Source organism: Flavobacterium sp. U410 (assembly GCF_053570605.1).
Window position 1 is genome coordinate 25,657 of sequence record NZ_JBSEFI010000010.1, and the last position, 16,609, is coordinate 42,265.

Annotated in this window: 15 protein-coding genes; 8 read left to right on the top strand and 7 right to left on the bottom strand. The window is 34.1% G+C overall.

Going from position 1 to position 16,609, the window contains the following annotated elements:
• Window positions 1–69 precede the first annotated feature (69 nt).
• From ACUSJC_RS08220 to ACUSJC_RS08230, 3 genes are all read right to left on the bottom strand, one after another.
• Window positions 70–3,471, bottom strand: a complete 3,402-nt coding sequence (locus tag ACUSJC_RS08220) for a hypothetical protein (RefSeq protein ID WP_449269087.1) — start codon at window positions 3,469–3,471, stop codon at window positions 70–72.
• A 128-nt stretch (window positions 3,472–3,599) separates the two neighbouring features.
• The gene (locus ACUSJC_RS08225) at window positions 3,600–4,853 is read right to left on the bottom strand and encodes an aspartate kinase (protein WP_449269088.1); all 1,254 of its coding nucleotides are present in this window, start codon (window positions 4,851–4,853) and stop codon (window positions 3,600–3,602) included.
• 33 nt (window positions 4,854–4,886) lie between these two features.
• A complete protein-coding gene (locus ACUSJC_RS08230) occupies window positions 4,887–5,360 on the bottom strand; it encodes an N-acetyltransferase family protein (RefSeq protein ID WP_449269089.1) in 474 nt (157 codons plus the stop codon).
• Between the two features lie 132 nt (window positions 5,361–5,492).
• On the opposite strand from ACUSJC_RS08230, the gene fbp reads away from it, so the two are divergent.
• Window positions 5,493–6,500, top strand: coding sequence for a class 1 fructose-bisphosphatase (gene fbp, locus ACUSJC_RS08235; RefSeq protein ID WP_449269090.1), 1,008 nt, complete (start codon window positions 5,493–5,495; stop codon window positions 6,498–6,500).
• Window positions 6,501–6,598: 98 nt separating this feature from the next.
• On the top strand, window positions 6,599–7,027 hold the full coding sequence (locus ACUSJC_RS08240; RefSeq protein ID WP_449269091.1) for a hypothetical protein: 429 nt from the start codon (window positions 6,599–6,601) through the stop codon (window positions 7,025–7,027).
• 92 nt (window positions 7,028–7,119) lie between these two features.
• Here ACUSJC_RS08240 and ACUSJC_RS08245 read toward each other — a convergent pair whose 3' ends face one another.
• Window positions 7,120–7,551: a tellurite resistance TerB family protein gene (locus ACUSJC_RS08245; RefSeq protein WP_449269092.1), complete on the bottom strand. Its 432-nt coding sequence runs from the start codon at window positions 7,549–7,551 to the stop codon at window positions 7,120–7,122.
• Between the two features lie 215 nt (window positions 7,552–7,766).
• On the opposite strand from ACUSJC_RS08245, the gene ACUSJC_RS08250 reads away from it, so the two are divergent.
• From ACUSJC_RS08250 to ACUSJC_RS08260, 3 genes are read left to right on the top strand one after another with little or no spacing between them, the layout of a single operon-like run.
• The gene (locus ACUSJC_RS08250; RefSeq protein WP_449269093.1) at window positions 7,767–8,360 is read left to right on the top strand and encodes a HupE/UreJ family protein; all 594 of its coding nucleotides are present in this window, start codon (window positions 7,767–7,769) and stop codon (window positions 8,358–8,360) included.
• A gap of 2 nt (window positions 8,361–8,362) precedes the next feature.
• Window positions 8,363–8,788, top strand: a complete 426-nt coding sequence (locus ACUSJC_RS08255; protein ID WP_449269094.1) for a deoxycytidylate deaminase — start codon at window positions 8,363–8,365, stop codon at window positions 8,786–8,788.
• Window positions 8,789–8,798: 10 nt separating this feature from the next.
• Window positions 8,799–10,370 carry a S41 family peptidase gene (locus ACUSJC_RS08260; RefSeq protein WP_449269095.1) on the top strand — a complete coding sequence of 524 codons (1,572 nt, stop codon included), beginning with the start codon at window positions 8,799–8,801 and terminating at the stop codon, window positions 10,368–10,370.
• Between the two features lie 30 nt (window positions 10,371–10,400).
• Here ACUSJC_RS08260 and ACUSJC_RS08265 read toward each other — a convergent pair whose 3' ends face one another.
• From ACUSJC_RS08265 to ACUSJC_RS08275, 3 genes are read right to left on the bottom strand one after another with little or no spacing between them, the layout of a single operon-like run.
• Window positions 10,401–11,009 carry an FAD-dependent oxidoreductase gene (locus ACUSJC_RS08265; protein WP_449269096.1) on the bottom strand — a complete coding sequence of 203 codons (609 nt, stop codon included), beginning with the start codon at window positions 11,007–11,009 and terminating at the stop codon, window positions 10,401–10,403.
• 7 nt (window positions 11,010–11,016) lie between these two features.
• Window positions 11,017–11,211, bottom strand: a complete 195-nt coding sequence (locus ACUSJC_RS08270) for a hypothetical protein (RefSeq protein WP_449269097.1) — start codon at window positions 11,209–11,211, stop codon at window positions 11,017–11,019.
• Between the two features lie 12 nt (window positions 11,212–11,223).
• A complete protein-coding gene (locus ACUSJC_RS08275; RefSeq protein ID WP_449269098.1) occupies window positions 11,224–11,796 on the bottom strand; it encodes a MarC family protein in 573 nt (190 codons plus the stop codon).
• 143 nt (window positions 11,797–11,939) lie between these two features.
• On the opposite strand from ACUSJC_RS08275, the gene ACUSJC_RS08280 reads away from it, so the two are divergent.
• The 3 genes from ACUSJC_RS08280 to ACUSJC_RS08290 all read left to right on the top strand — a co-directional run bounded on the left by ACUSJC_RS08280 (window position 11,940) and on the right by ACUSJC_RS08290 (window position 16,483).
• Window positions 11,940–12,506: a DUF3109 family protein gene (locus ACUSJC_RS08280; protein ID WP_449269099.1), complete on the top strand. Its 567-nt coding sequence runs from the start codon at window positions 11,940–11,942 to the stop codon at window positions 12,504–12,506.
• A gap of 348 nt (window positions 12,507–12,854) precedes the next feature.
• Window positions 12,855–13,832 carry a ribonucleotide-diphosphate reductase subunit beta gene (locus tag ACUSJC_RS08285; RefSeq protein WP_449269100.1) on the top strand — a complete coding sequence of 326 codons (978 nt, stop codon included), beginning with the start codon at window positions 12,855–12,857 and terminating at the stop codon, window positions 13,830–13,832.
• Window positions 13,833–14,074: 242 nt separating this feature from the next.
• Window positions 14,075–16,483, top strand: a complete 2,409-nt coding sequence (locus ACUSJC_RS08290; RefSeq protein ID WP_449269101.1) for a ribonucleoside-diphosphate reductase subunit alpha — start codon at window positions 14,075–14,077, stop codon at window positions 16,481–16,483.
• Window positions 16,484–16,609: the final 126 nt, after the last annotated feature.

A 16,609-nucleotide genomic window follows, 5' to 3' on the forward strand; every position in this document is an offset into this window, starting at 1 on the left:
GATATAGAATGGATTTATGTATAAAAAGGTAAATTTATTTACTTTAGATTAAAAGTTCTTAAATTTTAACTAAAAAAAGGCTCTTAATTGTATGTTTCCGGTATGAATAGTTTTGTTTGTCTCTGATTTTCTTCCTTGATAATTAATGTTTATATCAAGATATTGTGTTATATTTTTTTGTAATAAAAGTTGCCAAACGGAATTTTTTCCAGCTTGCAAGCCTTGTAACATCTGAAAAGAAACAGAAGAGGAAGCTTCTCCGACAAGCGAGTTGTTATAAAAAGAATATGTTCCATTTAACGTAAAACCTTTTTCAGAGTTTAAAGTCAGTCCGGTTCCTAATTGATTTTGTTTTAACATTTCCATTGAGTTAATAGTGTTCTTTTGATGTTTGTATTCGTAAAAAATATCCCAACTGGCATTTTTTGAAAAGAGATAAGAAATTTTTGGACTTGCCGAATAATTATCGATCTCATAATCTTTACTGCTGTAATTTTCGGAATAACTTTTAGTATTGCCAGTTTGCGAATTGATTTGGAATAACCAAGTTTTAGCAACTAAATGCGCATATTGTATTTGATGGATATAGGATTTAGCTTCTTGGCTGCCCACATTCAAGAGACTTTTAGAATGATTATTGACATAAGTATAGGTTACGGAATGGTTTTGTTTTCCTTTATTGTAGAACAAACTATTCCTGAAGTTGTTGTTCAATCCTAAGGTATTTTCATTGTTTGAAAAAGGATTTAAATCAAAATTACTGTTCTCTTTTTCAATTTTTCGCTCCACTAAAAAAGAAAACTGATTGTAAAAATGGGATAAGAATTTCTGAACTCCTGTTTTGTTTTGCCAAGCCAAACCATTAAAAATAAGCGATTGTGAAAACCGGTTTTGGTGCGTTTTAATATATGTTTGATTGGGCAAATACACTCGAACAAATGTTGCCTGATCAGGAAACGGAGCCACTTCAAACTCTTGAATTTCCTGAATTCCGTTGTTGTTGTAATCGTTCCACATATAAACACCTTGTCCGGGATCTACTTCTAAATATGTAAATTCTTGTTGAGCAATAGTTCCCGAAGTAGTTTCGTAAATCGTTGAACTTTGTATTAAATTATTGAAAAACGAATTGGTATACAAAAGTCTGGAATTTAATGAAGTTTCATCAGGAATTTGATCGTCTTTATATTTTAAGTTTCGATAATTTACATAAATACTTAGATTACTTTTTTCTGTTTTGATAAGCTGCGATTTCAGATAATAGGAATGGGATTGATTGACTCTTTCAACGGCATTGTTGACCAAACTATCATTGGTTCGGTTTTTGTAGCCAATTTCAACATAAACATTCGTAGAATCTCCTCTTCCGGCAAAGAAACCGTACTCTGTATAACGTTGGCTTAACGAGGTGAATTCATTGGTTTCTGTGTTTTCTTGTTGGTTGTCTTCCATGTTGAATGTTGCTCCAACCCAATTTTTATCCAAATGCTGTAAAATTTTTGTTTGATTGCGAATGAATTTAGAATCATATGCTTCGTTTTGACTGTTCATAGCGCTAAAATTGGTAACCAAAGCAGTTTTGTTGAACTTCAAATTTGATTCTACCAGATGACGATTTCCTGAAAAATTTTGAGAAAAGTCTAGTTTTTCAAATTGATAACGCGCATATCCTTTTTGTAAGAAATTGAAATTCAATCCGCTTTGTAATAAAGACTGGTTTCCTAAAACAGTACTGATGTTCCAATCACGGTTGAACTCAATGTTATACAAACGTTCGATAGTTTTGAAATCTTGCTGTACAAAATCGTATTTCGTCATCAGATCCAAATTGAATTTTCCAGTATACAAACGCTGTTTTCCGTTAATTTTGGCTGCGACACCTTTATTGTTATTGTCATCAATAGAAGAATATAAATTTTGGTCGTTGTTACTAACAGCCAGTTCAAAGTCGATGTTTGTTTTTTCGGAAGGTGAATAATTTCCTAGAACTGTCGCAATTTGGATTTTAGTAGGAGCAATAAGTTTAACAACAGGTTCATAATTTCCTTGTAAAACACCGTTTGTCGGAGCAACATATTCATAGATTTTTCCAATAGCATTGTTGTTGCTAATGATATAGTTTCCTTGGTTTTCACCTATGTAAATGAAGCTGACGTTGTATAGTGTTTCATTTTCATCATTTGAATATTCGTAGACATCTTCGGCTCCAACTGTAATTTTTCGATATAAAATTTTATTTTCAGAATAAGTGTCTTGATAGGCAGATGGAGCACTCATTAAACTTTGGTTGTCTCCTGCTTCTTTTAAAATATCAACTTGCTCTTCCGATAAATTTTGTTGCAACGGTTGGTTTTTAACGTCGTTTTCGGAATATAAAAAAGCTCCGATTTTGAACTTCTCTCTTTCATGTGTAACACCTCCATAAGTTACCAAACGTGTAAAATTTCTATCCGTGTACTGATATTCTACATTAATACGCATTTCAGAAGTAATCGGAAACAGTGAAGTGAAAACAATTTCTCCGGCGTTGTAGTCAATTGTATAATCATTGTTTTCACCTCGTTCTAATAAAATTCCGTTGACATAAACGCGTTCTGAACCCGAAATAACCAAAACATATAATTCGTCATTATTGCCCTTTAATTTGTACGGGCCTTGGTTTCCTTCTTGTCCGGTGAAAGTACTTCGGGCATATTGTCCGCGAACAATTGCTGCTGAGGCATAAATTTCCGTTTTGCTGTCTGAATTTCCAAGCGAAAAACGAGTCGACAAACCTTGGACTTTTTTGTTGAAATTCAGGAATTGGGAAGTTCTGTTTTCCAGAAATAAATCGCCGGCGCGAATGCTCCATTTATCCGAGAAAAGTTCGATAAAAATTTGATCAAATTCGTCTAGCTTCTGTGAATAACCTCCGTCTTGCAATGGAATGTTACTGTCTTGAATAGAAGCACGTAAACTAACTTTGTCGGATATTTTTCCGGTTATTTGTAAATCCAGATTGGAATTCACCACGGTGTTTTGATTGTTGCCAATAGTAATTCCTCTGGAAATACTTCCCGACGTGTTTAGTCCGTCAAAAGGTTTGAATTTAGAGATGGATTCTCTTTTGATGCTGTATAAATTTCCGGCTGCCGCGTTAGAAACCACTTTACTGTCATCGTAAATAGCATATTCTTTAGTAATATATTGAGGAAAAGTTAAGTATTTGATTTCTAAACTGTCTGATAGAATACTATCGGATTTAAAAACAATTTTTCCCTTTGGGAAATCAACATGATATAAAGTGGAGTCGATTTCGTTTCCTGATAAATCTTTTACTTTAAAAAAGGCTTTATTAATACTTACTTTTTCAATGGAAATAGTATCTTGGCTAACAGCAATTTTTTTGGACTTATAGGGTGTTTCGATTTCCTGAGACCAAAGTCCCGAAAACCAAAGTATCATCATTATTATGAACCCTTTTTTTGCCATTACTACTTATAACTCATAAAATTCAAAAGTAGTATTTATTAATGGAAAAAAGGAAATGAAGTTTTAACGGGAAAATGAAAAGCCTCTGTTCAAACAAAGAGTTCTGAACAAAGGCAAATAATATAAAATTATTCTTTGGTAATAATTTGAAGTGTTTCTCTTGAAATTTGTTTCAAAAGCACTGTTTTTCCGGTTTCGACAACGGCAGCCGATTTGTTATCAAAATGTCTGATAGTGTAAAGTGATACATTCTCATTAAAAGAAACTTTGAATTTTTTAGACAACGCATTTTTTAATTCACCAAAATTGTTGAACTTATCTTCAATACAAACAGAGAAGCTAATCGCTGAATTCTGAATCAAGTTCACTTTGATTTTGTATTGGTGAAACAAACCAAAAATTTCGCTAATGTTATCTTCCATCATAAAGGAAAAATCCAATGAAGATAAAGAAAGCAACAGTTGGTTCTTTTTTACGATAAAACAAGAAGTTTGAGGTTCTAAATCAGCTCCTTTTGAAACGCTTGTTCCTGGTAACAAAGGATTGATGAACGATTTTACGTGCAAAGGAATTTCTTTGCGTTGCAAAGGTTGTAATGTTTTAGGGTGAATAACGGTTGCTCCGTAGAATGCCAACTCAATCGCTTCACGATATGAAATTTGATTCAATAAAATAGTATTTTCAAAATAACGCGGATCAGCATTTAAAACACCCGGAACATCTTTCCAAATCGTTACACTTTCGGCATTTAGGCAATACGCAAAAATAGCAGCCGTGTAGTCAGAACCTTCTCGACCTAAAGTAGTCGTGAAATGATTTGGATCAGAACCTAAGAAACCTTGAGTAATATATAAATTGCTTTTATCAATTTCCGTTTGAATTAACTTTTGAGTAGACTCCCAGTCCACATTGGCGTCACGGTAAGTCGTGTCAGTTTTAATAAAGTTACGAACATCTAACCATGTGTTTGTAAAACCGATTTGGTTAAAATAATGACTGACAATGGTTGTAGAAACAATTTCTCCAAAGCTCACCACTTGATCGTAAACGAAATTGTAGTTAGGTGATTTATTGCTTCTGATGAAATATTCCAAATCGTTAAAAAGACTATTCACAGCAAAGAATGCGTCGTGCTCTTCGTCTTCAAATAAATCCAATAAAATTTGATTATGGTACTTTCGAACTTCTTGAATAGAGGCATTAAGTTCTCCGGAATTTTCGAAATAGTTCTTTATTACGGTTTCAAGAGAATTTGTCGTTTTACCCATAGCAGAAATAACCAAAAGTGTATCTTGGTGTCCTACTTTTTCCAATACAGAGGCTACATTTTTAACCCCATCTGCATCTTTAACTGATGCTCCTCCAAATTTGAATATTCTCATAGATTAAATCTAGTATTACCCAAAGGCAATTTATCAATTGTTATTTAAAAAAGTGTTGATTCCATTTTCGTCCATTTGAACCACACGCCAGTCGGGTAAAATGGTCGCTCCCGATTTTTCATAAAAATGAATAGCATTTATATTCCAGTCTAAAACATTCCATTCAATTCTTCTCACACCTTCAGCTTTTCCTTGTTCCATAATTTTTTGATACAAGGCAGAACCCGCTCCGGTTCCACGCATATTTTCTTTTACAATTAAATCTTCTAAATGAATGGTTTTTCCTTTCCAAGTAGAATAACGGTAATAATATAATGCCATCCCGATAATCTCCCCGTTTATTTCAGCAAAGAAAGTATGAAACAATGGATTTTCTGAGAAACCATCTCTCACTAAATCTTCGACCGTTACGATAACAGCATCAGGTTCTTTTTCAAAAACTGCTAATTCTTTAATTAAATCTAAAGCAGCTGACATGTCTTCTTTTGTTCCTTTTCGTATAATCATTTTTCGTAAATCTCTATTTTTTTGGAAATAGAAGTGCAAAAATAAGACGTTGAAAAACAAGTTTGTAATTTTTTTAATCATATCACAAAAAAAGCGATATTTGTGCCATTAACACAACTACAACGATTTCATATGGAAGAACGAAATACTACATTAGGCGAATTTATCATTGAAAATCAGAATTCTTTTCAATATTCAACCGGTGAATTGTCAAGAATTATCAATTCTATCCGTTTAGCCGCAAAAGTGGTAAATTATAAAGTGAATAAAGCCGGATTAGTTGATATTGTAGGAGCAGCAGGTGAACAGAATATTCAAGGAGAAGATCAACAAAAATTAGATGTTTTTGCAAACGAAACATTTATTCAAACATTAATTAACCGCGAAATTGTTTGCGGAATTGCTTCTGAAGAAAACGATGATTTCATTACCGTAGCGGGAGCTGATAATAGCCACAATAACAAATATGTAGTGCTGATGGATCCGCTCGACGGTTCGTCAAATATAGATGTTAATGTTTCTGTGGGGACTATTTTCTCAGTATTCAGAAGAGTAACACCTGTAGGAACGCCTGTTCAAATAGAAGATTTTCTGCAGCCCGGAATAAATCAAGTTGCGGCAGGTTATGTGGTTTATGGAACGTCAACAATGTTGGTTTACACTACAGGACACGGTGTTAACGGTTTTACGTTGAATCCGGCAATAGGAACGTTTTATCTTTCACATCCTGATATGCAATTTTCTGAAGACGGAAAGATTTATTCGATAAACGAAGGGAATTATGTTCACTTTCCTCAAGGTGTAAAAAATTATATAAAATATTGTCAGGAAGAAGAAGGGGATCGTCCGTACACTTCTCGTTACATCGGAAGTTTAGTTTCTGATTTCCATAGAAACATGATTAAGGGAGGGATTTATATTTATCCAACAAGTTCTAAGGCGCCAAAGGGTAAATTGCGTTTGTTGTATGAATGTAATCCGATGGCTTTCTTGGCAGAACAAGCCGGAGGAAGAGCTTCTGACGGATTTAAACGAATCATGGAAATTCAACCTACGGAATTACATCAAAGAGCTCCGTTCTTTTGCGGAAGTAAAAATATGGTGGAAAAGGCCGAAGAGTTTATGCGGAATGCTTTGTAAAAAAAGTACTTTTAAATCTTATCTCAATTGTAATAAAAATACGTTTTGCATAAAGCGAATATTGAGAGAGTTAACAAATGAACTAATGAAGTTTAGTTATGAAAAAGACAATACTGTATATCTGTTTTCTTATTCTATTTTCTTGCGAAAAATCAATTAAAAAAGAAACAAACAGAGAAGTTGATATTATTTACGGGAAATCGGTAGTTCAAGATTTTTATAAAAATTGTGATTTAAAAAAATATGATGAAATATATAAAAACCTTTCTTCGGAATTAGATACAAGTATTATTAAAAAAATCGTTTTAATAAAAGATAGCTTGGGTTTTAAAGCGAAAAATTACGAAATTGAAAATCTTGAAACTTTTTATACAGAAGTTAAAGATCAAGATTCTATAAGTAAAAAATTAGAAATACACGTTTTTATCAAATCATATAATGAGAATAATTCATTTTCTGAAAACATTAATTTTTTAAAAATTAATGATGAATCTCCAAAAATAGTAGGATATCATATTAAAGGATAGTGAAAAATGTAATTTGTTTTTGATAGTTTTTAAATATAGGATGATTCAATTTAAACAATAAAAAAATCCCGATTCATTGAATCGGGATTTTTTTATCTATTCATGTGTTGCATTTCGTAAACAAAAGTATCATAGTCAACATTCATTTCAACTAATGACAACGCTTTGTCAATAATGTATTGAATGTTTCCATGTGTAAATCCTAAAGCTATTCCAAAACGTTTTAGAAGTTCTCTTTGTGTTTCACCTAACTCATGGTCGGCATAAACCATACGGGCTAAATCATACAAACGCTCTATTCTTCTAGAATGAAGTAAAGGAGGATTCAAAGGATATTTTGTTGGGTTCTCTAAAATCTCCTGATATTCAGGCTCGCTAATTTCTAATTTAATGGCAAGTTTATCTAAGAATTTTTGCTCTTCTTCTGTGATCTTTCCATCGGCTAAAGCTACTCTGACAATAGAGGAAAAATGACCTTTATTTCTATTGCGGAATCCGCTATCAAATAAATCTGAAATTGACATGTGTATTTAATTTTTAGTTTCGCAAACATACGTAAATTTACGATTTTTATAAAACAATTACTATTCTTTTGGTAGAGGAAAATATAATCTTAGGAAAAACGTTAAATTTATAATGTTTGTATAGGTTTTCTTTCTGTTAAAGCTGATGATATTTTTAAATGGGTTTGTGTATCTTTACGACTTTAATTTTTTGAGTATCTCCAATAAGAAGTAATATGTCAGAATTTTGGTTGTATTTTAAAGTAGGTCTTAATCATGTTTTGGACATCCATGCCTACGATCACGTATTGTTTTTAATTGCATTAATGGTGCCTTACGCTTTTAAAGATTGGAAGAGAGTCTTGATCTTGGTGTCTCTTTTTACTTTAGGTCACACACTTTCCTTATTTTTAGCCGTTTTTGGCGTGGTGAATATTAACCCTGCCTATGTAGAATTTTTGATACCAATTACCATTTTGGTTACCGCAGCATTTCATTTATTTACCGCGGGAAAATCATCTAAAACCGAAAGTATTTCTTTTGTTGCCATAGTTACTTTATTCTTTGGGATCATTCACGGATTAGGATTTTCTAATTATTTTAAGACGATTTTACCAGGCAGTGCGAGTGATAAATTATTACCATTATTAGAATTCGCTTTAGGAATTGAAGCAGCTCAACTTATCGTAGTTTTAGTTATTCTAATTTTATCTTATGTTGTTCAAACGTTCTTTCGATTTTCAAAAAGAGATTGGGCTTTGGTTATGTCTGCCTTTATAATTGGAGTAGTAGTACCCATGATTATTGAAAGTGAAATTTGGAACCGATAAGTATGTCACACAAACAATCAAAATATGATAAAGCCTATTTGCGCATTGCAAAAGAATGGGGGCAACTTTCTTATTGCAAAAGAAAACAAGTAGGAGCCATCATTGTAAAAGATCGAATGATTATTTCCGATGGTTATAACGGAACACCTTCTGGGTTTGAGAATTGCTGCGAAGACGAAGAAGGGCTAACCAAATGGTATGTGTTACATGCCGAAGCTAACGCTATTTTAAAAGTTGCACGTTCTACACAATCGTGCGAAGGAGCAACACTTTACATTACACTTTCACCTTGTAAAGATTGTAGTAAGTTGATTCACCAATCGGGAATAAAACGCGTGGTCTATCACCAAGAATACAAAGATTGTTCAGGAATTGATTTCTTGAAAAAAGCCGGAGTTGAGGTGCAATTAATAGAAGAACTTTCTTAAAAGAGATATTTTGAAAAAAAATAAAATTTACTTTCCGCTATTTTTATCTGCTGCAGTAGCTTTCGGGTTGTTGCTTGGAAGTAAATTATCGACTTTTTCCGACTTTGAATCCAACGGAAAAAAAGCAAAACTCAACCGACTCATTGATCTAATCGATCGTGATTATGTAGACGATATTAATACCGATTCTATTGTGGATTTGACCGTAGATAAAATTTTGGAAAATCTCGATCCGCATTCGGTGTATATCAATCCAAAAGAAATGGTGGCTGTAAACGAAAGTATGCGTGGCGATTTTGTGGGTATTGGCGTTAATTTTTACATGTATCACGATACGGTAGCGGTTATCAAACCGGTTAAAGATGGACCTTCGGAAAAGGCGGGGATTAAAGCCGGTGACCGAATTCTATCAGCAGATAATTATGATTTGTTTGGGAAAAAGTTGCCTAATGACTCTTTATTTAATCGTTTAAAAGGTGAAGAAGGTTCGGCCGTGAATTTGACTATTTATCGCAAAACGGAAAATAAAAAAATAAAAATCAAGGTTTTTCGTGATTTGATTCCTCTTAAAAGTGTAGATGTTTCATTTATGGTTGATAGCATTACAGGCTACATTAAAACCAATCGTTTTTCAGAAACAACGTATAAAGAATTCCATTCGGCTTTGCTGAAATTAAAGAACCAAGGAATGAAACGCTTGATTATAGATTTGCGTGGAAACGGCGGTGGTTATCTGGAAATGGCGGTGGCAATTGCTGATGATTTGTTGCCAAAAGGCAATGTTATTGTGAAAGTGAAAAATAAAAAAGGTAACGAAGATATTACCTATGCTACCGAAAAAGGTGATTTTGAAAAAGGTGAAGTTTTTGTCTTGATTGATGAAAATTCGGCTTCGGCAAGTGAAATTTTAGCCGGCGCCATTCAAGATAATGATAGAGGAACTATCGTAGGGCGTCGTTCGTTTGGGAAAGGTTTAGTGCAACGCGAAATGCCTTTGGGCGACGGTTCGGCTGTGCGTTTAACAGTAGCACGTTATTATACGCCTTCGGGACGTTCTATTCAAAAACCGTATGGCGATAAAGGCGATGATTATTTTAACGAATTTGAAAAGCGTTTTGCCAGTGGCGAATTGTATGAAGCTGATAGTATTAAGGTTGCCGATAGCTTAAAATTTAAGACGAAAGCCGGAAAAATTGTGTACGGCGGCGGCGGAATCTCTCCGGATGTTTTTGTACCGTTTGAAACTAGTCATGGGGAAGAAGCAACCATTATGATTATGCAGTCAGGTTTAGTGAATTATTTTGTTTTCGAGCAAATTGATAAAGACCGAACTTATTTTCAAAAGCTTTCGTTAAGCCAATTAAAGTTAGAAATCTTTTCGAAAGAAAAATATTTAGATGAATTCAAAAAATATATTGCCGATAGCGGAATTTTGTTAAGCTTTAATCAAAAGGATAAAATTCTAACTTATTTATATGCCGAATTTGTACGCCAATTAAAAACCGATTTGAATTATTATGAAATTCTGTCCAAAGAAGATCAAATGATTCAAAAAGTAATTGATTTAGAAAAGAAATATTAATAGAAAAGGGTTCAATTACGAACCCTTTTTTTATTTGTCGATTGCATCGTGAACCATCGCAGGATTGCCGTCGTTCCATAATGTTAAAATATCAGTGCCAACTGCAGCTCCACTTCCGGCAGCAATAGAAAGCTGACTTCTGTGACCAGCTAAAATTCCGGCTACATACAAACCTTCTTTGACTAAATGGTCGTTGTTTTTAAGTTGTATTCTGTTTTTGTGAATCGGTAATTTTTGATGAGGTTCAATATATGGGTCTAAACCTTCTAACGAAATAGGATTACCGGCACCAACTGCTACAACTACAAGTTTTGATTCGTATTGCCCTTTATTGGTTATAATACTATAAAAGCCATTTAAGTCTTTAATTTCCATTACTTTTTCGCCTATGATTTGCTCCACATGCGGATACGTTTGGCTCAAGTGTTCTAAACTTTCTGTTAACAATTCTGACCCCAATTTTCCGGCCGGAATTCCATAAGCATTATTAAATACCGCTGTTTGAAGCGAAGAAGCTTTTTGGTGCGCAATTACTCCGATTTTTTTATCAGCAGCAAAAGGTTTATGTTTTGCAGAACCTAAAATCAAAGCACAAGAAACTCCCGATACTCCTGCGCCAATAATTAAAACATCAAACATATATGTGTTATTTTACTTTTTCTTCAATTTGTTTTGAAGCTCTGAATATTAGTAAAACGATAATAGCGCACAAGCCCGCAACAACGCCTATTACAGCAATTGTACTATCGCCTTGAAAAGGATTTGAAAAATCCACTTGTGTTAGGTTAAAGATTATTAAGGCTGTAGCTATAGCCATAATAACATAGCTTAAAATTTTCATTTCAGTATTTTTTTAATTGAATAATCCTTTAACGTTCGCTGCAAATAATTTTACAGCAATGGCCAATAATATTACTCCGAAAACTTTGCGAATCACCCCTAAACCATTAGTGCCTAAAAGTTTTTCTATTTTTCCGGATAATTTTAGAACAGCATAAACCAAAACAATGTTGATTAAAATGGCTACAATAATATTAATTTTTTCGTATTCGGCACGTAACGAAAGTAACGTTGTCATAGTTCCGGCTCCAGCAATTAACGGAAAGGCAATGGGGACAATAGAAGCAGTGCTTGGATTGTCTTCTTTGTAAAGGCGAATACCTAGAATCATCTCTAAAGCCAGAAAGAACAAAACAAATGAACCGGCTACGGCAAATGAATTAGCATCAATACCTATTAAATTCAGAATCTCTTCTCCTACAAATAAAAAGGCAATCATAATAATCGCAGCAACAAGAGTTGCTTTTTCCGATTGAATGTGCCCCATTTTACTCCGCAAGTCAACAATAATAGGAATGCTTCCTATAATATCGATTACTGCAAACAAAATCATAGTTACTGTAAAAGTCTCTCTCCAGTCAAACATTGTTAAAATTTTATGCAAATATAGACAATACTTAAAAACTGAACTTTAACTTTAACGATACCTTATCAAAATAGCATATTTTTAAATCTAAATTCAGAATTCTAAATTTTAAAGTATCTTTGTTTACTTAAAATGATTAGAAAATGTTTCAGCTAAATAAAACCATAATTTCAGAGGAAATTCTAGAGAAAGAATTTGTATGTAATTTGAATGCTTGTCACGGAGCATGTTGTGTAGATGGAGATGCGGGAGCACCTTTAGATGAAGAAGAGATAAAAATTATGGCCGAAATTTATCCGAAGGTAAAACCGTTTTTACGTCCCGAAGGGATTAAAGCCATTGAGGAACAAGGAACGCACGTGGTTTCAGATTTCGGTGAGTTGGAAACACCATTAATTGACGGAAAAGACTGTGCGTATGTTATTTTTGATGGAAAAACTGCCTTATGCGGAATCGAACAAGCTTACAATCAAGGATTGGTAGATTGGAAAAAACCGGTTTCTTGTCATTTGTATCCCATTCGTATCAAAGAATATTCTGATTTTGCTGCGGTAAATTATCATAAATGGCATATTTGTTCAGATGCTTGTGCTTTAGGGGAAGAACTAGGAGTTCCGGTTTACCAATTTGTAAAAGAAGCTCTGATTCGAAAATTCGGTCAGCAATGGTATGACGAATTGGATAAAGTGGCAAAAGAATTAAAAAAATAAAAATCCGCTTTTACAAAATAGAAACTAAATTTAAAAACAAAAACCGATAAAAATTTTTATCGGTTTTTTTGTTTCTGTGAAGTTTTAAGAAAGCTTATTTTAAAACACTCTGAACCCGCATTTTTTCACTTGTTCACAACGATTTAGTTAAAAAATTAATAAATTTAATTAATTGTTAATCAAGTTTTTATGTGTTAAAACAAAATTACTGTTATTTTTAAACGTTGTTAAAAACTTCCCTTAATTGTGAATAAGTTTGACTTTTATTTTTCAATTCAAATGACAAACTTTGTAGTCCCCTTATCACTCAAACTAATCATTTAATAACACAGTAAAAATCAAACCACTATGTCAGTAGTCGAACCTATTTTGCAAGAAAACAAAGATCGATTCGTAATTTTTCCTATCAAACACCATGATATTTGGGAACAATATAAGAAACAAGAAGCGTGTTTTTGGACAGCAGAAGAGATAGATTTACACCAAGATCTTAACGATTGGAATAATAAGCTAAATGATGATGAAAAATACTTTATCAAGCATATTTTAGCGTTCTTCGCGGCATCAGATGGTATTGTGAACGAAAATTTAGCAGAAAACTTCGTAAGTGAAGTGCAGTATGCCGAAGCTAAATTTTTCTACGGTTTTCAGTTAATGATGGAAAACATCCATTCTGAAACCTATTCGTTATTAATTGATACGTATGTAAAAGACGAAAAAGAAAAAAATATACTTTTTACCGCACTTGAAAATTTCCCGGCTATCGCTAAAAAAGCGCAATGGGCTCTTAAATGGGTTGAGTCGCCAAGTTTTGCTGAACGATTAATTGCTTTTGCAGCAGTGGAAGGAATTTTCTTCTCAGGTGCGTTTTGTTCTATCTTTTGGTTAAAGAAAAGAGGTGTTATGCCGGGCTTGACGTTCTCAAACGAACTGATTTCGCGTGACGAAGGTTTACATTGCGATTTTGCAGTACACTTGCATAACAACCACTTGGTAAACAAAGTATCAAAAGAAAGAATTACAGAGATTTTAACAAATGCCCTAGACATAGAACGCGAGTTCATAACCGAAAGTTTACCGGTAAGTTTGATCGGTATGAATGCTAAACTGATGACGCAATACCTTGAGTTCGTAACCGATCGTTTATTGGTAGAACTAGGTTGTGCAAAAGTTTACAATGTAACTAATCCGTTTGATTTTATGGACATGATTTCGTTGCAAGGAAAAACCAATTTCTTTGAAAAACGAGTGTCTGAATATCAAAAAGCCGGAGTGTTAAACAACGATACCAGCGCTAACAAAATTAGTTTCGACGCCGATTTTTAATTTTTTGTAGCGAAACTTCAGGAATTCTGGCAATCTATTTTCCTGTTGTCCGTTATATCTTTAGAAAATGCGATACCCATTTTGGTGTTTCGCAAAGGAAATTTTTGTCTCATCGCAATTTTCTAAAGGATGCCACTTCCACCAGGGCTAGGAAGAAAAATAAAAGCACTTTTGTAACGATTAACCAATTTGGATTAGAGTAAGATTTCTTATTCCTGTTCAAACTTCATAATTCAATAAGTATGTACGTAGTAAAAAGAGATGGCCGCAGAGAGCCGGTAATGTTCGACAAGATTACCGACCGAATTAGAATGATGTGTTATGAATTAAACGACTTAGTAGACCCTGTAAAGGTCGCTATGCGTGTAATTGAAGGTTTGTATGATGGTGTAACCACTTCTGAATTGGATAACCTTGCTGCAGAAACAGCTGCATCAATGACAGTTTCACATCCTGATTATGCACAGTTGGCAGCTCGTATTGCAGTTTCTAACCTACATAAAAATTCAAAAAAGTCATTCTCTGAAACAATGACCGATTTGTATACGTATGTAAATCCGCGTACTGGTAAAGAGGCACCTATGATTTCCGATGAGGTACATCAAGTAATCATGGAAAACGCAGAACGTTTAGATTCTACAATTATCTATAACCGAGATTTTAACTACGATTATTTTGGTTTCAAAACATTAGAGCGTTCATACTTATTAAAGATAAACGGTAAAATTGCGGAACGTCCGCAACACATGTTAATGCGTGTTTCAGTAGGGATTCACTTAGACGATATTGAATCGGCTATTGAGACTTACGAGTTAATGTCTAAAAAATATTTTACGCACGCCACACCGACATTGTTCAACGCGGGTACGCCAAAACCGCAGATGTCTTCTTGTTTCTTGTTGACCATGCAGGATGATAGTATTGACGGAATTTATGATACATTAAAACAAACGGCAAAAATTTCACAATCTGCCGGAGGAATCGGGTTGTCTATTCACAACGTAAGAGCTACAGGTTCTTACATTCGTGGAACAAACGGAACTTCAAACGGAATCGTGCCGATGTTGCGCGTATTCAATGATACCGCTCGTTATGTAGATCAAGGCGGTGGAAAACGCAAAGGAAGTTTTGCTATTTATGTAGAACCTTGGCATGCTGATATTTTCGAATTCTTGGATTTAAAGAAAAACCACGGAAAAGAAGAGATGCGAGCTCGTGATTTGTTCTATGCTATGTGGATTCCGGATTTATTTATGAAACGTGTAGAAGCTGATGCGAATTGGACGTTAATGTGTCCAAATGAATGTCCGGGAATGTACGATGTTCATAGCGAGGAATTTGAGGAAATGTACTTAGCGTATGAATCAGCCGGAAAAGGTAGAAAAACAATCAAAGCTCGTGAACTTTGGGAAAAAATATTAGAATCTCAAATTGAAACAGGTACGCCATATATGTTGTATAAAGATGCAGCGAATAGAAAATCGAACCAAAAGAATTTGGGAACGATTCGTTCGTCTAACTTATGTACAGAAATTTTAGAATATACATCAGAAGATGAAATTGCAGTTTGTAATTTAGCTTCTATTTCGTTGCCAATGTTTGTGGAAGACGGACAATTCAACCACCAATATCTGTTTGATGTAACCAAACGTATTACACGCAATTTAAATAAAGTAATTGACAGAAATTACTATCCGGTAGAAGAAGCACGCAATTCTAACATGCGTCACCGTCCGGTTGGTTTAGGGGTGCAAGGTTTAGCCGATGCGTTCATTTTGTTGAGAATGCCCTTTACAAGTGATGAAGCTAAAAAACTAAACCAAGAAATTTTCGAAACCATTTATTTTGCAGCGGTAACTGCTTCCATGGAATTGGCAAAAGAAGAAGGGGCTTATTCTACATTTGAAGGTTCGCCAATTTCACAAGGAGAGTTTCAATATAATCTTTGGGGATTAGACGATTCAGATTTATCAGGTCGTTGGGATTGGACTTCATTGCGAAAAGAAGTAATAGAAAACGGAGTGCGTAACTCATTGTTATTGGCGCCAATGCCAACAGCTTCGACTTCTCAAATTTTAGGAAACAACGAGGCTTTTGAACCATATACTTCTAATATTTATACACGCCGAGTATTGTCGGGTGAGTTTATTGTGGTAAACAAACACTTGTTGAAAGATTTAGTAGATTTAGGTTTATGGAATGAAAACTTGAAACAAGAAGTGATGCGCAACAATGGTTCAATTCAAGATATCGACGGAATTCCACAAGAGATCAAAGAACTATACAAAACGGTTTGGGAAATGAGTATGAAAGATATCATTGATATGTCTCGCCAAAGAGGATATTTCATTGATCAATCGCAGTCGCTGAACTTGTTTATGGAAGGGGCTACTTATGCAAAATTAACGTCGATGCATTTTTACGCTTGGAAAAGCGGTTTGAAAACAGGTATGTATTATTTGAGAACAAAGTCAGCAGTAGATGCTATCAAATTCACATTAGATAACGAGAAAAAAACACAGCCAAAACCAGAAGTGGAAGCTAAAACCGTAAATGTGGAAGCGGAAGCGATAAGTACAGAAGAGTTTAGAGCTATGTTGCAACGTTCGCAAAATTCTGGACCGGAAGATTGTGAAATGTGTGGGTCTTAATCTTTTGAGAAAATAGAGTAAAGAACAAAGAGAATAGATTAATGTCATTTCGAGCGGAGTCGAGAAATCTTTTAAGATTTACTTCTGTTTGAAATGACATTTTTTATAGGTTCAATTTAAGTACCT